Below are 16,755 nucleotides of genomic sequence, written 5' to 3'. Positions count from 1 at the left end.
AGGAATCGTGTTGGAATTACTGAATGTTGAATTTTTAGGTCGTTCGTTAAGGCTCGAAGGATCGATGGCTGGTTGGCAGCAGTTATATTGGGATAACACCTTGGTGTCCCAAATAGATGCCAGTGATAATGTTGCAGACACTTGCCTTCACCAGTTTAGACTCTCTGCAGGGGAGGAAGTCCTGGTATGCCATTTGGAGTGTTCATTAACATGGCAACCGTTTGAATTGAGTTACAAGGTCACAATTAACGATGAGCTTATTAGCGAAGGTTGCCGAAATGAAAAAGACATCGAACGCCAAGTACCAGAAGTTGAGCCGCCAACGGAAAAGCGTTTAAGTGTGATAGGGCTAGTATCACTTGGAATGAAAGCACTCAAGAGTGCGAAAGTAATCAAAGTGGCGCTAGCATCTGCAAGTCTTGCTGCATATTCTTGGCTATTTTCTATCGAGTTCGCGTTAGCTTTGATCGCCTGTTTAGTTTTCCATGAGTATGGCCATATTAGAGCGATGAAGTACTTTGGAATGAAGACCAAGGGCATCTATTTGATTCCATTTCTTGGCGGTTTAGCGCTGAGTGATGAAAAGATCAACACACGCTGGCAAGATGTGGTTATCTCGATTATGGGACCATTTTTTGGTTTAGTTCTTAGCATCGCGTTTACTTTGCTTTATTGGATGACTGGAGAGGTGCTCTTCGCTGGCCTAGCAGTGTTTAACGCGTTACTAAACCTGTTTAATCTGTTGCCTATTCTGCCACTAGATGGTGGTCATGTACTCAAAAGTATTACCTTCTCGATGAACACTTGGGTTGGATTAGTCGGCAGTATAGCTGCTGCCTTTTTGGGTATTTTTATCAGCTATTCTTTCGGGCTGACGTTGCTAGGGTTTTTATTGTTAATGGGGATGCTAGAAGTGGTCATGGAATGGAGAGGTCGACATCATAGTCATTTATTGCCGTTAACCCGTTACGGACAACTCTTCTCACTTGCTTGGTACTTGGTTTCTGTCGGTGGTTTTGTCGCTATCATTTGGTATTTTGCTACCCTTGGAGATAGCCTGTTGAGCTTGCCACTACAGATACTGGGTACTTAAACTATTCCTTATACCCATTAAAAAAGCTCCCTAGGGAGCTTTTTTGCGAAAAATAGACACTGGTAGCAGAAGTTTAGCCACATTTTGGCGCTTTCGCGTTATACGCAGGCAACTTATTTATGGTTGCTTGTAAATCTTTAATACGCGTACTGTGCGATGGGTGAGTTGAGAAGAATTCAGGCGGTTGAGAACCACCGGATGCAGCACTCATATTTTTCCATAAATCGACACTTTGACGTGGGTCGAAGCCTGCTTTTGCCATAAACTCAAGCCCGACAATATCAGCCTCGGATTCCTGTGTACGACCGTATGGTAAAATAACACCGTATTGGACACCGACACCAAGTGCCGCCATCGTCATTTGCTGATACTGTTTGTACTCGGAAGCTCCTATAGCAACGTTTGCCAGAGACAATCCCGCATTTGCTAACTGGCTTTGTGAAAGGCGTTCATTACTGTGGTCAGCAAGGACGTGAGCCACTTCGTGACCAATGACTGTTGCCAACTGATCTTGGTTTTTCGCGACACCTAAAAGCCCGGTGTAAACGCCGATCTTCCCACCAGGTAGAGCAAACGCATTGACTTGTTCACTATCAAAAACAACCACCTCCCAATCTTTAAATCCAGCTTGCGCAGGGATGGTGTCAGTGATGTGTTTGGCAACGCATTGTACGTAGGCATTCGTTTTGCGATCTTTGCTGATTGGGATATCTTTCTTCATTTGTTCGAAAGATTTGGCGCCAAGCGATGACATTTCTTGATCTGAAAACATCAGGATCTGATTACGGCCGGTCGGTGATGCGCTACATGCCGTTAAGCCCGCGATAGTTAAAAGAGCAGAGGCTTTCATCCATACCTTCATAATAGGCTCCATCTAAATTATTTTTGTTTTGAAGCAATAGTATATACCCAAATAGTAACACGATGCATGGATCAAATTATTCATCAACTGGCAAGGAGGCCAAGATGTTACACCTTGAAGTTAGACCTAAGTAAAGTCTATGCTAGCTCTCTAATAAATCGTTACAATCCGACAAACCAATTTGTGAAATTAAGAGTAAAACAATGAGTATATGGAAAAAGCCCGTTAGCATAGAGATTCTGAATGCTACATCAAAAAATACCCTGATCGAGCACCTACAAATTGAATACACAGATTTCACGGATGACTCCCTTACAGCAACCATGCCTGTATGTAGTTTTACTCATCAACCTTTAGGAATGCTTCATGGTGGCGCTTCTGTTGTACTCGCAGAAACATTAGGCTCTTTAGCTGCAAATTTCTCTGTCGATGAGGGGAGTTACTGTGTCGGTTTGGATATCAACGCGAACCATGTACGTGCAATGCGAAGTGGTCATGTGATTGGTACGGCAAAACCCGTACACCTTGGCGTTTCAACACAAGTGTGGCAAATCGACATAACTGATGAACGAGGCCGATTAGTGTGTACCAGTCGCTTAACTATCGCAGTGAAGCAACATAAAACGAAGTCGGTATAAAGCAAGATGGTGATTGAGTTTTCATTAGGAAAAATCATTGCTACCCAGCGTGAAATCGTGATTAAGCTCTCCGGCAGTGCAATGGTGACCTTACAAGCGCAAACCGATTCTATCCAGTTACTGGGTAGAGGAGCGAACGTTGTTTTATCTCATGGTGCAGAGTGTAAATGGTCTATGAAGCTGGATAATGAGGAACAACTTGCCGATCTTGCACGAGAAATTGGCATCGATATTCAATAATTTACTGCGTGACGTTTGCACTTTTTAATAAAAATGAGGAAACTTAGCTTATCAACAATAAGATAAGAATTTCCTCTTTATGAGTAGCCCTCGTTTACGTGTTCAGTTCGAAACACTGTTTGAAAAATTCGCCGGTCACGATACGGACGTTCAGCTCGAAGACATTACCGAAGCGCTGTTTTGTACACGTCGCAATGCCCGTATTGTTCTCAATAAATTAGAAGAGGAGGGCTGGATTGAGTGGCATCCAGCGGCGGGTCGGGGAAAACTCTCAAAACTCGTTTTCAAACGTAACCGTAGCGATGTCAGTGAAAACCTCGCCAGACGTTATCTTGACGAAGGGAAAATTGGCCAAGCTCTAGATGCGCTTGATAACGACGCGGCTCGATTAACGCAGGTTATTCAGGGTTATTTAGGGCTTCAGCATCGGCAGGGCGAACAGGTGGTACGTTTGCCATATTATCGACCATTGGCGATGTTAAACCCACAGAAACCGATGCGGCGTTCTGAACAGCACATCGCCAGACAAATTTTTAGCGGGCTAACTCGCCTTGATGAAAATGAACAACTTCAGCCAGATTTAGCCCACACATGGGAAGCCATTTCTGATACGCACTGGCGTTTTTATCTTCGTCGTGGGGTGCGTTTTCATAATGGTGAACCGTTATCAACCAGTTGTGTACTTGAAAGTGTGCTTGCACTAAGTAGCCTGAACCTGTTTTCTCATATAAAAAAGGTATCTTCACCACAGGAATGGACCGTCGATATTGAACTCGTCCGTCCTGATCGCTACCTGCCTTTGGCGCTGAGTGAGTCGCAAGCAAAAATTTTGCTACCAAGCGCTTTGCGTTCAGAAAACTTCGATAGACAACCAATAGGGACTGGGCCGTTCCAAGTTAAAATGAATGATGATAAGCGTCTCATTTTGACTGCTTTTGATGGCTACTTTGGCTTTCGTCCCTTGCTGGACCAAGTTGAGGTGTGGGTAATTGATGAAGCGTACTCTTCAATGGTCTATCCAAGCTTGTCTAAGCCAAAGATGGATAAACAAGGTTCATCTGATGAGGTCGAGCTTGATCCTGGCTGTACATTTCTATTACTAAACAAAAACACCGGGATTGCAAAAGACCCACGCTGGGCAGAATTTCTATCACAAACTCTCAACAGTCACCAGATTTACGCGCATGTTCCTCAAGATAAAGTGATGGAATTGGGTGTATTGCAAGCCTTTGGCCTTAAGCCAGGTTGGATTGATCTTAGGCCAGCAGAGGCGGGCAGCGTGCCGCAGGCTGATAAGGTGATTTCCGTAGCGTATCAGAAAAAGCATCCGATGTTTCCAGTAGTTGCCAAGGCCATCAAGACACTCTTAAAACCGCACGGTATAGAGGTCGAGTTTATTCGTTATGATTCTCAACCGCCCGCACCGGAGGAAGTGGATATTTGGGTGAAAGCCATGGGTATTGCAACGAATCGAAATGACGCGTTGGCTGGCTGGCTTCTGGATTACAGTGATATTGAGAAATTCAGTTCTGGTTACGATTTTAGCGAATGGGCGAAGCTCGTTGATCAGTGGCGTGCTGGTGTTTATCCAGACTTCCCTGCACGTGAGTTAGGACGTCAGTTGGTAAAAAGTTGTCAGGTGATTCCGATGTTTCACTGCTGGTTGGGTGTCAATAAAGACCACAGCGGCGCCTTACAAAATGCAAAGTGTAATGCCTTAGGTTGGTTTGACTTTAATAACGTATGGGTAAAACCTGATATAGAAATGAATCATGGCGAAACCGAATAAGAAACAGCCGACGAAAACCGTCGATATCTATTGCTCAAAGTGTAAAACTCAACTATTCAAGTACCGTAAAGGCGGAAAAGGCGCACTGGTCAAGTGCTTCAAAGAGCGCATTGTTGACGATTTCACACAAACCCCATGCACCTGTCCCAGTTGCGGGCAAGAGTTTGCAAGAGATACCCTAGTGAGAGGAACGCCCGCTTACAAAATGATTGGCGGCAAAGTGACAATGAAATAATGAAGGGCTAGAAAATGAGTATAAAACATGACTACTGCATGGTGTTAAGCACAACCAGCAACGAAAAAAATCGAGATCAGATCATTAAAGGTTTGCTAGATGCCCAATTAGCCGCGTGTATTCAAACGATGCCTATTGAAAGTCACTATGTGTGGAAAGGGGAGATTTGTACTGACAACGAATGGTTGCTGGTGATCAAAACTCGCCGAGAGCTCTATGAATTGGTGGAAGAGAAAATAGAAAACCTGCACGAATATGAAGTAGCACAGATCGTACAGGTTCCAATTGTTGATGGGTTTAACCCTTATTTAGAGTGGCTGAGAAAATCGACGCTGAGCCGACATTAAAAACAGCGACAACGCTGCACCGACGGTGTCGCACAACATATCTTTCTGGGCGTCCCATATGTCACCTTGCGAGCCCAGAAAGGCGATTCCTTCATCGCCGCCAGCCAATTCTGCATACCACCATTCGATAATCTCATAGCCTGCTGCAAGCGACATGATCGCAAACAAAGCAAACCAGCAAGAGAACGTTTTGTTGAACTTGTTCTTGTGTATCAAGTATTCAGCTATCGGATACGCATAAAGGCCAATCGAAAAGTGCGCAACGCGATCAAAGTTGTTTCTATCTGAACCAATCATGTCGTTAAACCAGTCAAATGGTACTTCGGAAAACGTATATTTCGCTCCGATAGTGTGCAAACAGAGCCAGATGAACATTAAAAGGTAAGCCGTATTACTGAATTGATAGCGAATCGAGATTACCCAAATAGCAACAAGAATACCAATTGCTGGGATAATCTCTGCAAACCAAACGGCACGTGAGTTAGGTTCTAACGCAGAAAATAAAAACACGATGGCATAAAAAACCGTCAATCCTAAGAGTGTCGAGGTGCTTTTCATAGAGTTACTTGATCCTTCAATTTATCTTACAGTGGGACTCCATAGACTTGGGTAATGATTACACTTAATTGAACGGTGTGCAATTGTTATTTTGATGGTGTTTTTGATCACTAAAAATGTTGATTTATTGCCAAACTGCTCAACATTAAAACGTTTGCGCGTGCACTTTTCATTAAAGTTTGATTTACAACATGCCCATCCATAGAATCCGTGATTCAGTCTAATAAAAAAGAAGTAAAGCCATGAAACTGGAAACTGTCGATTATCTTGCTGACGATGCTGCTCAACAGTTCGTTACCTCTCTGCGCGAAACAGGGTTCGGTGTGTTGAAAAACCACCCGATTCCACAAGAGCTTGTAGAGTCAATTTACAAAAACTGGCATGAGTTTTTCTGTTCAGATCAAAAGAATGATTTTCACTTTAACGTAGACACCCAAGATGGCTACTTCCCACCTTCTGTGTCTGAAGTAGCGAAAGGGCACAAAGTGAAAGACATCAAAGAATACTTTCATGTTTACCCTTGGGGCCAGATCCCAGAGCAACTTAAAGCTGAAATCTTAGAGTACTATGAGCGGGCGAATGCATTTGCTCAGGAGCTATTAGGCTGGGTTGAAGCGTACGCACCTAAGGACGTTCAAGAGAAGTTTTCTATCGCGTTGTCAGAAATGATCAATAACAGCGACAAAACATTACTACGCGTTCTTCACTACCCACCGATGACAGGCGAAGAAGAGCCTGGCGCTATTCGTGCTGCTGCGCATGAAGACATTAACCTACTAACGGTTCTGCCAGCCGCTAATGAGCCTGGACTGCAAGTAAAGAGCAAAGAAGGTGATTGGATAGATGTACCATGTGACTTCGGAAACTTAATCATCAACATTGGTGATATGCTTCAAGAAGCGTCGGGCGGTTACTTTCCTTCAACGACTCACCGTGTAATCAACCCAACGGGTGGCCGTCAAGAAAAGTCGCGTATTTCATTGCCGTTGTTCTTGCATCCAAAGCCAGAAGTGGTTTTGTCAGAGCGCTACACCGCACATAGCTACCTTATGGAACGTTTACGTGAACTAGGGGTTATTTAACCTTTACGTGATCTCCTTACAAAGGCCGATGGTTGATGACTATCGGCCTTTTGTTGTTTATGGTACAAAATGATACCCACGCTTAATTCGGTGCCACAGAAATTGGGCCTGAAACACGCGTCAGCAAGCATTTTTACCAGTACAGATGAGCAGCTTTCTCTGAGATTAGTGTGATGCTTCAATATTAAAAACAGAGAGGATGAATGGAAGGACAACGCACGGTCAGTAGTATTGAGACTCACGCAATAGAAAACCCGTTGCTTTGGCCAATGCTAGAAATTCTTAGAAAGCAGCCTTCCGATTGGAAAGTTCACACCTTAGCAAGCAAGTTGAGTGAACAGGGCTACATTTCGAAATTGGATGATTCTCCTGATAAGGATTTATTCAAAAGAAATTTCTTAATCATGAACGCGCTATACCAACTGCAAGAAACGCTTTATCCAGATGCCTGGCTGCAAGTTGAAGCGATGAATATCCAGCTGATGTCTTCGTTAGAAGCTTCGAGGCATATCGTTGATATTAACGACCCTTTGCGTGAATATTATCTGGATTGGCGCAACTACGAAGCGGACGAAGATGAAGTGCGTCGATTGTTGAATGAATTTTGGACCACTTATCAAAAATTCATTGGTGGTTCGTCTACAGTCAGTGTGGATAAAACAAAAGCACTCTCACTGTTTGAGCTTAACCCTGATGCAACACCCGCAGAAATTAGAAAGCAGTGGCGAAAACTCGCGCTTCGTTGGCACCCAGATAGAGAGAATGGTGATGCAGAAAGGTTTAGAATTCTTTGCGAAGCGTGGAATGTACTGAGAAACGAATGATTCGGTATGAATAAAGATAAAGGAAGGCAGCTAACTATTAGCTGCCTTTTTTCATTGGATTGTCTCAATCAGTGTATCAAAACTAGCATGAAGGCTTAAACTGAGATTTTCTCATGCGATTAAGCGCAGCCATTACGTCTAGTGTGCGTGGTTTGGCTAAGTCCCCTTGCTTAGGAAGCGATGCATGCCACTCACCAGACAGCATTTCTTCAATTTCTTTCGCTGGATGATTACACCAGCCTGGAAGCTGAGCGATTTGGAACCATAACCAGCCAATCGTGTTGACTTCATCAGCGGACTCAATCTGTTCCAAAGCGCTAAGGTCAGTAAACTCTTTGCCAAATCGAAGTGACTCTTTGCCTTTCGCATTCACACGGAATTTACCGTCAGTGAGAATATTCATCAAAGCAACGCGATTCAGGGCGCGAGGCGGGAAGGTTTGTAAGCGTTCTTCCGATTCGTTATGACGTTGAGTAGGGTGCTGAGCGATCACTTCTTTCGCTTTTTCTGTCACATCAACCGCTTGGTAGTCGTGCATCTGAATGACTGTGTCGGCAACGTCTAAGTAGTCGCCTGAACCACCCATAACGATAATGGTAGAGATATCGAGATCATCTCGCAATTGACCAATGCGATCGACAAGAGGGGTAATTGGTTCATCACCTTTTGCCACCAATGCCTGCATACGTTCATCTCGAATCATGAAGTTCGTCGCAGAGGTGTCTTCATCAATCAATAACGTGCTCGCACCCGCTTCAATAGACTCTTGAAGCCAAGCGGCTTGTGATGTTGAGCCTGATGCATCTTGAGTCGAAAAGTCCGCTGTATCTTTACCCATTGGCAAATGGTTGATGTAATTCGACAGGTTCAAATGATGCACGCATCGACCATCTTCGGCGCGGATCTTCATTGCCTTGTCATCAGCTACGATGTATTCACGACCATCTCCTGGAATATGGTCGTAAATCGAACGCTCAATCGCATTCAGTAAGGTAGATTTACCGTGGAAACCGCCACCAACGATTAGCGTAATGCCCTTTGGAATCCCTAATCCCGTGACATGGCCTTTGTTTGGTGCATGTAAAGTCACTTGCAGCGATTCAGGGGCCTTGAACTCAACCGCCTCTTTCATTGGGAGATCACAGTTGCCAGCAATTCGAGGAAGAATGCTGCCATTTGCGACAAACGCAACTAGGTTATTGGCTTCCAACTGTGCACGCAGGGCGTCTTGGTCTTCAACAACTTGGCAATGCTCAATCAATGCTGCTTTGTCGAGTTCACGTTCTAAGGTCGCTCGACGGATAAACTTAGGCAAATGGAAAGTCAGTATGTTGTTGGCTTTTTTCCCCAACACTGAACGACCTTCAGCAGGCAAGTTAACTCGAAAACGCAGTTCAATACCTTCCTCGGTAAACAATACTGCGGTGCTATCCAACACAGTTTGGCCATTCAATGAAATGGATACGGAGTTTTCTTGTTTAGCAAACAGCTCAAAACTGCGCGCAATAAAATCACGTGCTGCTCGTTGAAAAGCAGGGGACTCGTCTTTTAACCATTCCAGACCAGTCAAGGACCAGGCGCGAGTTGCACGAAAACGTGACGCGGAAGCATACGGATCTCCTTGTACGTGATCGATGAACAAAGTGAAATCAGTGAAGTCGTATTGACCTTTGATTTGCTGATAAGCGCGGTAGTTCTGCTTTTCAATTTTCTTAAGCGTGGCAGTCAACTGATCCATGAAGATATTGGCCTTTTAATAGAAGCGGGCGGCGATTATAGAAACCACCGCCACCTTAGTAAAGAGAATGCTTAGGAAGAGTAGGCGTATTGTCCGCCTGAAAGACGCTGATTAAACAAACTTTGCTCAAATTCATTACAAGGCATCGGTTTACCATAGAGAAAGCCTTGCCCAATATCACAACCCTCACCAATAAGAAACTGCTCTTGTTGGGGGGATTCAATGCCCTCAATAACCACTTGGAGGTCCAGTTTTTTAGCTATGTGTATGATAGAGCAAATGATCGCACGATCATCGTCCGACTTTTCCATTTGCTGGACAAAGCTCTTATCAATCTTGATGGCATCAAATGGGTATTTCTTCAAATAGCTGAAAGAGGCGTACCCTGTACCGAAGTCATCTAGTGACAACGTCACACCTAGTTCGTGCAATTTGTTTAGCGTTGTGCGTGCTACGATTTCATCGGCAATTAAAGCGCTCTCGGTCACCTCGAGTTCGAGAAAATGTGCTGGTAAGTGAAAGGATTCGAGTAGGTGTTGCACTTGCTCCGCAAAGTTCACGTTTTGTAATTGAATTGGAGAGACGTTAACGGCAATTTTGAAATTATCAATTAACTCCGACCACTGTTTAGCTTTGTCTATCGCGGTACGAAGAACAAAAGAGCCAACTTCAAAAATAAGTCCGTTTTGTTCAGCCATATGTATTAATGCTTCGTTAGAGACGTCTCCCAGTATTGGGTGTCTCCAGCGCAGCAATGCTTCTGCGCCAATCCATTTGTGAGTATGGGGATGAACTTTGGGCTGAAAGTACAGCATCAGGTCGTCATTTCTTACCGCTTGCAATAAGTAGCTTTCCAATTGATTGTGGTTGTTTAGCTCATTCGAATGACTTTCACAAAAATAACTATACGCTTCGCCAGACTCTTTACACAGCAGCATGGCATAGCATGCATTTTGAAGAAGTTGTTTGGCATTGCTGGTTTGGTGGGCTTGCACAACACCAATATAAGAGTTGAGGTGAACCTCTGTGTCTTTTATATAAAAGCTTCCCAAGCCAATATTGGTGATATCATCCAGTAGCTTACGCAATTTCATATCAATATCGTTGCCCCAAATGAGTAATACAAGGTCATTCGAGCTCGGCCTCCCGGTAACAAAATAACTCGATTCTCGTTTACCAAGGCGATACCGAAATTCTTTTAATATCTCGTCAAAGGCCTCAAAGCCATAACGGGTTTGGATACTGCGAGCATTACTAAAGCCAATGTTTATCACGAGCAGTGATTGCTGACTATGATCCAACGTTCCGAGCGTTTCTCCGACAACACTTTCCAGTGCTGCGCGATTTAAGAATCCGGTTCCCTGATCGTGTGTTTTTTGGTAGCTCACTTGTTTTTCTGCAGCCTTACGACGATCAATCTCTTTTGTTAGGGAGTAACTCAACTGCGCTAAGTCCGTAGTACGGTTCTCAACTCGATTTTTGAGTTCATTATTAAGGCGCTGGAGTTTGTGTTGCTGATACACGACAGAGAGCTGCGCTTCGATTGAGTCTTTGAAAGTTCCGAGCAATTGGCGGTAAGTGTCGCTGTATTCATTCTTCTTGGAATCAAGCATGCAGATGGTTCCAAACGTCTCTCCGTTTGGCCAGAATAACGGTAAACCGCAATAAGATATCATGCCTAGTTTTATGTCAGGGTTATTGCACCATTCTTCATCCTCGAGCGCATTAGGAACCATGAGTTCGCTCTTATGCTCAATGACATGCTCACAATATAAACCGTTGCCGAGCAGTTCAGTATCGCCGGTACGATAGGGGTTGCCTTGAGTTTCACTGGATGTGTTGACTTCAATACGATCTGGATGGATACGCATGATTAATGTGGTGGGTACGTGCGTTATTTGAGCCAGTAAGTTGACGATTTCCTGCCAACTTTTTTGCATAGACTCAGGGATTTCATAATCTAATGTTTGCAATCTCCCCATATAGGTCATCCTTTACGTGGTTTCACTTCCTGTGAATTTAAAATGTAGACTGCTCTATCTTGTTCTCGGTTTTTAATTAAGTATAGGGTGGCTGGTGCTTGAAACAAAAAAAAGTCCTGAAAAGTGTTCAGGACTAGGAATAGTTATCACATATCTCATACTTGAAACAGATAACAAGCATTAAGGTTTAAGCGATTTTAGCGACTCAATAGAAATGTCTTGCGAATAGTCGACGTCTTCAAAGTTAAAGCCATTTAGCTTCATAAACTCATCTTTAAAGCCTTGGTAATCACCAATCTCTTTAAAGTTATTGGCGTTCATTTGCTCTAAAAGAGCATGGACTTCTTGTTGTACTTGCGGGTCAAGCTCTAAGTCGTCTATTCGGATTAAGCGTTCACCGTCAACAGGCACTTTATCTTGATCGTACAATTTAGTGGTAAACAGTCGCTGCATTTGTTCAATACAACGTTCGTGAGTACCTTTTTCCTTCATCACTCGATAAAGTGCTAATAGGTAGGGACTTAGCGCAGGAATGAACACACTGGCTTTCGTCACCAACGCCTTACACACTGTTGCGTAAGCACCGCCGTCAAAGTTGGCAAGTTTTAGATTCAACGAGTGACTTGTTTGGTGTAAATCTATTTTCGCTCGACCTAACGTACCATCGAGATAGATAGGGTGCGTAACGTCTGGTCCCATGTAAGAAAACGCGATGGTTTTGCAGCCTTGTGCAATCGAGTCGTTATTAATCAGTGTATCAATCCAGCTTTCCCAGTCTTCACCGCCCATCACTTTGATAGTCGCTTCGGCCTCTTCCTCTGTTGCGGGAGTTAAAGTGGTTTCTACCCACTGATCGTTTTCCAGCATAATTGAAGCGCCAGTGACAGGCTCACCAATAGGCTTAATGACGCTGCGCCAAAACTCATCAGACTCTGGTTTAGGTCGAACACCCGTCGCTAAGCTATAGATGACTAAATCAACTTCACCTTCAAAGTACGTTTCAATGGCTTCAATCACTTGATTGCGGACAGAGTCAGAGAATGCGTCACCAACAATATTGATGGCGGTACGCCCCGCATGATTTGCTTCTTGTTTAAAAAAGATGTTGTTATACCAACCCGCACTTCCAACGCCTTTATCTGAAGGCCCGCGCTCGAAGGAGACACCAATGGTATCAGCTTTAGCACCTCCGAAGGTGAGGGCAATACGAGCCGCTAACCCGAAACCAGAGGAAGCACCAATAATCAAAACCCGTTTTGGACCGCTTTTGATCTGCGGGGCGTGTTTTACGTATTCAATTTGCTCTTTAATGGATGCATGACACCCGTATGGGTGAGCAGAGCGAGCAACAACACCTTGAATTAAAGGGTCTATTCGCATGTTGTTATCTATCCTCGATGAGTGGAATTGAAAATAGATTAACGTAAAGTTAAGTAAAACTTATTGAGCTAGACCATTAAAATTAGAGATGTTTAATTAATTCTTGAGCAACAAAGTCAGCAATCCAAGGCTGTGCATCAGGCTTGGGGTGAAGGCCATCATCCATCATCCACTCGGGTTTGATGACCACATGCTCCAAGAAGAATGGCATCAAGGTAACTTGTTGATGTTGTGCAAGCTTAGGGTAGATATCGTAAAACATATCGCTATAGCGCTTACCATAATTAGGTGGCACTCGAATTTGCATCATGACAACGTCCGCTCCTGAATCTTTTATCATGGTAATCATTTTTGAGAGATTCGACGTAATAAGTTTAGGAGGGAAACCTCTTAGGCCATCGTTGGCACCTAACTCAATGAGCACCATATCAGGGCTGTGTTGGGTTAGTAGCTGTGGTAATCGAGCTAAACCGTTGCCTGTGGTATCGCCAGAAATGCTGGCATTAATAACTGTTACATCTTGACCATGTTCTGACAACGCATCAGGGAGTAAGCTAGGCCAACTCTTTTCGATCGGCATCTGATAGCCCGCGCTCAGGCTATCACCTAAGACAAGTAGCTTTTCGCTCGCATGTGCAGTAGCGGAAAAACAAAAAAATAGAACTAAGGAAAGTATACGAATCATGCAAACACCTGTACTTAATGCACCTATTGTTCAAGCCAATTTGGTTTCTAAACAAGTCTCTACTAATCAAGAGCAATTAACAATCCTCAAAGATGTAAATGTTGACATCAGGAAAGGAGAAAAAATCGCCATCGTCGGTACTTCCGGTGCGGGTAAGTCAACGTTGATGACGTTGTTAGCTGGCCTTGATACACCGACATCAGGTGAAATTACCTTGTTAGGTCATGAGTTATCAAAACTTGACGATGAAGCTCGCGCAAAAATTCGAGCTGACTCTCTAGGTTTTGTTTTCCAAAGTTTCTTATTAATCCCGAGCTTGAGTGCATTACGCAATGTCACGCTTCCTTGTCTTTTACGTGGTGAAGCCGAAGATGAAGCAAGAGCCGCCGAATTATTAACCGCTGTTGGATTGGAAAAACGTGTCGATCATCTTCCAAGTCAATTATCTGGTGGTGAACAACAACGTGTCGCGCTAGCACGTGCCTTTATGACACAGCCTGAACTGTTATTCGCAGACGAGCCTACCGGCAATCTTGACCATCAAACCGCAGACAAAGTAATTGAGCTTTTATTCGATCTTAATGAGCAGCATGGAACAACGCTGATATTAGTTACACACGATGGTCACCTAGCAAGTCGATGTGACCGTATTTATCGTATGGAGGCGGGTGAGCTTAAGGAGGAGGTGTAATGTCTGCAGTATCATCAAGCGAAGCAACATCGACAGAAAGAAGCAGTGCAATAAAACACTCGTCAAACAAAAGCCTAATACGTTGGAGTTTCGGCGAAATAAGACAGGGGAACCTTTGGCCTATTAGCGTTGCTCTTATTCTTGTGATTGCGAGCATCTTTGCGCTTTCTGCATTAGCGGAGCGAATGGAGCAGGTGATCGTCAAACAGGGGAAGGATGCATTGACAGCGGATGCGGTGTTTGTGTCTGCTAATCCTATACCTGACACGTTGTTAGCCTCGACTGAAAACCTAGAACGTTCGACGATGACACGATTTGCCACGATGGCATTTAGCGACAATGGTATGCAGTTGATTTCCGTAAGGGCAGTGGACGACAATTACCCTTTAATGGGAGAACTGGTACTAGACAACAACCCATCCGGTCGCGTTAAAGAGAACCAACTCTGGCTTGATGAGCGGATTATGGCTCAACTAGACGTCAAGTCGGGTGACAGCGTCACTATAGGCGATGCCGATTTTACGGTTTCAGGTGCAGTGCTGATGGAACCTGGGTTAAGCTTTAACCCATTTCAACAAATGCCTTCTGCATACATCCATCAAAAAGACGTTGAGAAAACAGGAGCGATTCAAGTCGGGAGTCGAGTTCAATACCGTCTGTTTCTACAAGCCGATGATAAAACGCTAAAAGGCCTGCAAGAAGATACTGTTCTTTCTCCTAGTGATCGCTGGCGCACGCAAGATACTGCCAGTCGTAGCAATGAGGTCTTTGAACGAACGACGCAGTATTTGTCTCTAACGGTTGCGATTGTCATCATTATGGCAGCGACAACATTGGTTCTTACTTGCCAAAACTATGTGAATAGTCGAACACAAACCATTGCGATGCTAAAAAGCCTTGGCGCAAGTCGACGATGGATTGAAAAATGGCTGTTTATTCAAGTCACAATCCTGCTCATTAGCGCCAGTGTCGTTGGGTTATTGTTGGGAAGTGGGCTGGAGTACTTGTTGCGCATTCCACTCAAAGACTTATTACCCGAGCCATTACCTAGTTACGGCGTCACTCCATATTTGGTGTCGTTTATCTCAGCGGTCCTGATCACCGTTCCTGCCCTTGGCATACCATTGTTGGGTTTGATTACAACTCCAGCCTTAGAAGTGCTACAGCAGGGCAAAGCACAACGTTCTTGGAAGCGAATGTTGCTCGTTCTAGTCCCCGTTGTTCCATTACTTTTGCTTTATGCTGATAACACCTTAGTTTGGATTGTTCTTATTGGTATTGCAGTACTTTTTGTTGTGCTTGCTGCAGTGAGCGTCGCACTCACAAAATTGTTTGCGCGTATTTCAACACAACCTGCCATGAAGCTTGCGTTGAGTCGTATCAACCGCACGCCAGTAACCAGTGGCCTGCAGTTTGGTGCTTTGGCGTTGTCTTTGATGCTGCTATCTATTATCTGGCTTGTGCGCAGCGATATTCTCGCGGATTGGGAGAGAACCTTACCTGCAGACGCACCAAATGTCTTTGCATTAAATATTGGTGATTACGAACTCGATAGCTACCTAGAAACCTTAGATAAAAATGGGGTTACACGGTCACAAGCTTATCCAATTATTCGTGGTCGATTGACAGAGATTAATGGTCAAAACGTCAAAGAGATTGAATACGAAGGAGAAGGCTCTGACGCAATACGTCGTGAATTGAACCTTACGTGGGGAAACAGCCTGCCAGAGTATAATGATGTGCTTGCGGGTGAATGGACAAATAAAGGGAGTGTCTCTGTAGAAGCCGATGTAGCAAATGACTTGGGCATCGAACTTGGTGACAAACTGCGCTTTGTTATTAATAGCCAGAACTACGATGCGGTAGTAGATACCATTCGTTATGTTGAATGGCGTGATATGAAGCCTAACTTTTACTTTATTTTCTCATCCGACGTTATGGCTAATCTACCGGGTTCTTACCTCATCAGTTATAGAATTGATGAGGGGAACGAAGCACTATTAACGTCTATGTCTCGATCTCACCCAACGGTATCTGTTTTAGATATTCGTACCATGGGCGAAAAAATCCAGGATTTGATTCAACAAATCGTATCGGCAATCACTATTCTCGCTCTTTTAGGCGTGGTTGCGGGGGTGCTACTTATCTTTACGCTATTGAGATTAAGCTTATCCCAACGTCAGCAGGAGATCCGTTTGTATCGCACATTAGGTTCAAGTAAAAAACGGATCAATACAACTCTGTGGGCCGAATACGGCATTATGGCGTTGATAGCTAGCGGTGTCGCGGTATTCGCTGCCGAAGTTTGTGTTGCCGCGGTAATGATATATGGCTTCGACCTAAACGCACAAATTCACCCCGAATTGTGGATAGCTTTACCACTGGCAACATTTGTTACGTTGGCACTTGTCGTAATGAGTTTGTTGAAAAGATTGTTAACGCCAGTAAACACTTAATCACTGCAAATGTTATTAAATGTGGAACACTCCATGACACTTTTATTTTAGTTATCCACAAAAACAGTGGATAACTTTTGGGATAACTAAATGGGGTAAAAAGTGGGGTGTTTCTGCAGGCTTTGCGCCATGGGTCTTACAGTGAAATTGTTATT

16 protein-coding genes are annotated in these 16,755 nt (G+C 44.1%); 10 read left to right on the top strand and 6 right to left on the bottom strand.

Translation table 11 applies throughout. The features are described 5' to 3' along the window. Positions 1 to 64: 64 nt before the first annotated feature. On the top strand, positions 65 to 1,093 hold the full coding sequence (locus VEA_RS15950; RefSeq protein WP_043884567.1) for a site-2 protease family protein: 1,029 nt from the start codon (positions 65 to 67) through the stop codon (positions 1,091 to 1,093). Positions 1,094 to 1,166: 73 nt separating this feature from the next. Here the strand turns inward: VEA_RS15950 and VEA_RS15945 are convergent, their stop codons facing one another. Continuing rightward, positions 1,167 to 1,955 (bottom strand): M48 family metallopeptidase, encoded by a 789-nt coding sequence (locus VEA_RS15945; protein WP_012842308.1) that lies wholly within the window; start codon positions 1,953 to 1,955, stop codon positions 1,167 to 1,169. 203 nt (positions 1,956 to 2,158) lie between these two features. Between VEA_RS15945 and VEA_RS15940 the strand changes: the two genes are divergently transcribed. The 5 genes from VEA_RS15940 (at position 2,159) to cutA (ending at position 5,204) form a co-directional block, all read left to right on the top strand. Further along, positions 2,159 to 2,593 (top strand): hotdog fold thioesterase, encoded by a 435-nt coding sequence (locus tag VEA_RS15940; RefSeq protein ID WP_012842307.1) that lies wholly within the window; start codon positions 2,159 to 2,161, stop codon positions 2,591 to 2,593. A gap of 6 nt (positions 2,594 to 2,599) precedes the next feature. After that, a complete protein-coding gene (locus VEA_RS15935) occupies positions 2,600 to 2,833 on the top strand; it encodes a DUF3389 domain-containing protein (protein ID WP_012842306.1) in 234 nt (77 codons plus the stop codon). 79 nt (positions 2,834 to 2,912) lie between these two features. Continuing rightward, a complete protein-coding gene (locus VEA_RS15930; protein ID WP_012842305.1) occupies positions 2,913 to 4,622 on the top strand; it encodes an SgrR family transcriptional regulator in 1,710 nt (569 codons plus the stop codon). Next, entirely contained in the window at positions 4,606 to 4,857 is a 252-nt protein-coding gene (locus tag VEA_RS15925) for a hypothetical protein (protein ID WP_012842304.1), read from the top strand. The genes VEA_RS15930 and VEA_RS15925 overlap by 17 nt, the downstream gene beginning before the upstream one ends. Positions 4,858 to 4,871: 14 nt before the next feature. Then, a complete protein-coding gene (cutA, locus tag VEA_RS15920; protein WP_041853070.1) occupies positions 4,872 to 5,204 on the top strand; it encodes a divalent-cation tolerance protein CutA in 333 nt (110 codons plus the stop codon). Here cutA and VEA_RS15915 read toward each other — a convergent pair. Beyond that, on the bottom strand, positions 5,166 to 5,762 hold the full coding sequence (locus tag VEA_RS15915) for a DUF2238 domain-containing protein (protein WP_012842302.1): 597 nt from the start codon (positions 5,760 to 5,762) through the stop codon (positions 5,166 to 5,168). The two genes, cutA and VEA_RS15915, sit on opposite strands and share 39 nt — an antisense overlap. Positions 5,763 to 6,004: 242 nt before the next feature. On the opposite strand from VEA_RS15915, the gene VEA_RS15910 reads away from it, so the two are divergent. Then, complete coding sequence (locus VEA_RS15910) at positions 6,005 to 6,844, top strand: isopenicillin N synthase family dioxygenase (RefSeq protein ID WP_005376329.1); 840 nt, start codon at positions 6,005 to 6,007, stop codon at positions 6,842 to 6,844. A gap of 203 nt (positions 6,845 to 7,047) precedes the next feature. Then, entirely contained in the window at positions 7,048 to 7,668 is a 621-nt protein-coding gene (locus VEA_RS15905; RefSeq protein ID WP_012842300.1) for a DNA-J related domain-containing protein, read from the top strand. A gap of 82 nt (positions 7,669 to 7,750) precedes the next feature. On the opposite strand, the gene VEA_RS15900 is transcribed toward VEA_RS15905, so the two are convergent. From VEA_RS15900 to tesA, 4 genes are all read right to left on the bottom strand, one after another. After that, the gene (locus VEA_RS15900) at positions 7,751 to 9,406 is read right to left on the bottom strand and encodes an ABC-ATPase domain-containing protein (protein WP_012842299.1); all 1,656 of its coding nucleotides are present in this window, start codon (positions 9,404 to 9,406) and stop codon (positions 7,751 to 7,753) included. 71 nt (positions 9,407 to 9,477) lie between these two features. After that, positions 9,478 to 11,388, bottom strand: a complete 1,911-nt coding sequence (locus VEA_RS15895) for a bifunctional diguanylate cyclase/phosphodiesterase (RefSeq protein ID WP_005395487.1) — start codon at positions 11,386 to 11,388, stop codon at positions 9,478 to 9,480. 180 nt (positions 11,389 to 11,568) lie between these two features. Further along, positions 11,569 to 12,768, bottom strand: a complete 1,200-nt coding sequence (gene fabV, locus VEA_RS15890; RefSeq protein WP_012842298.1) for an enoyl-ACP reductase FabV — start codon at positions 12,766 to 12,768, stop codon at positions 11,569 to 11,571. 82 nt (positions 12,769 to 12,850) lie between these two features. Beyond that, complete coding sequence (gene tesA, locus VEA_RS15885; RefSeq protein ID WP_005395483.1) at positions 12,851 to 13,453, bottom strand: multifunctional acyl-CoA thioesterase I/protease I/lysophospholipase L1; 603 nt, start codon at positions 13,451 to 13,453, stop codon at positions 12,851 to 12,853. Between tesA and VEA_RS15880 the strand changes: the two genes are divergently transcribed. Together VEA_RS15880 and VEA_RS15875 are read left to right on the top strand one after the other, a co-directional pair. Beyond that, positions 13,452 to 14,144, top strand: a complete 693-nt coding sequence (locus VEA_RS15880) for an ABC transporter ATP-binding protein (protein WP_005395482.1) — start codon at positions 13,452 to 13,454, stop codon at positions 14,142 to 14,144. The two genes, tesA and VEA_RS15880, sit on opposite strands and share 2 nt — an antisense overlap. After that, positions 14,144 to 16,600: an ABC transporter permease gene (locus VEA_RS15875; protein ID WP_012842297.1), complete on the top strand. Its 2,457-nt coding sequence runs from the start codon at positions 14,144 to 14,146 to the stop codon at positions 16,598 to 16,600. The genes VEA_RS15880 and VEA_RS15875 overlap by 1 nt, the downstream gene beginning before the upstream one ends. The last annotated feature ends 155 nt before the right edge of the window (positions 16,601 to 16,755 follow it).

Source organism: Vibrio antiquarius (assembly GCF_000024825.1).
Taxonomy (GTDB): Bacteria; Pseudomonadota; Gammaproteobacteria; order Enterobacterales; family Vibrionaceae; genus Vibrio; species Vibrio diabolicus.
Note: the sequence above shows the minus strand (reverse complement) of the source record. Positions and strands in the feature narration are given on the sequence as shown.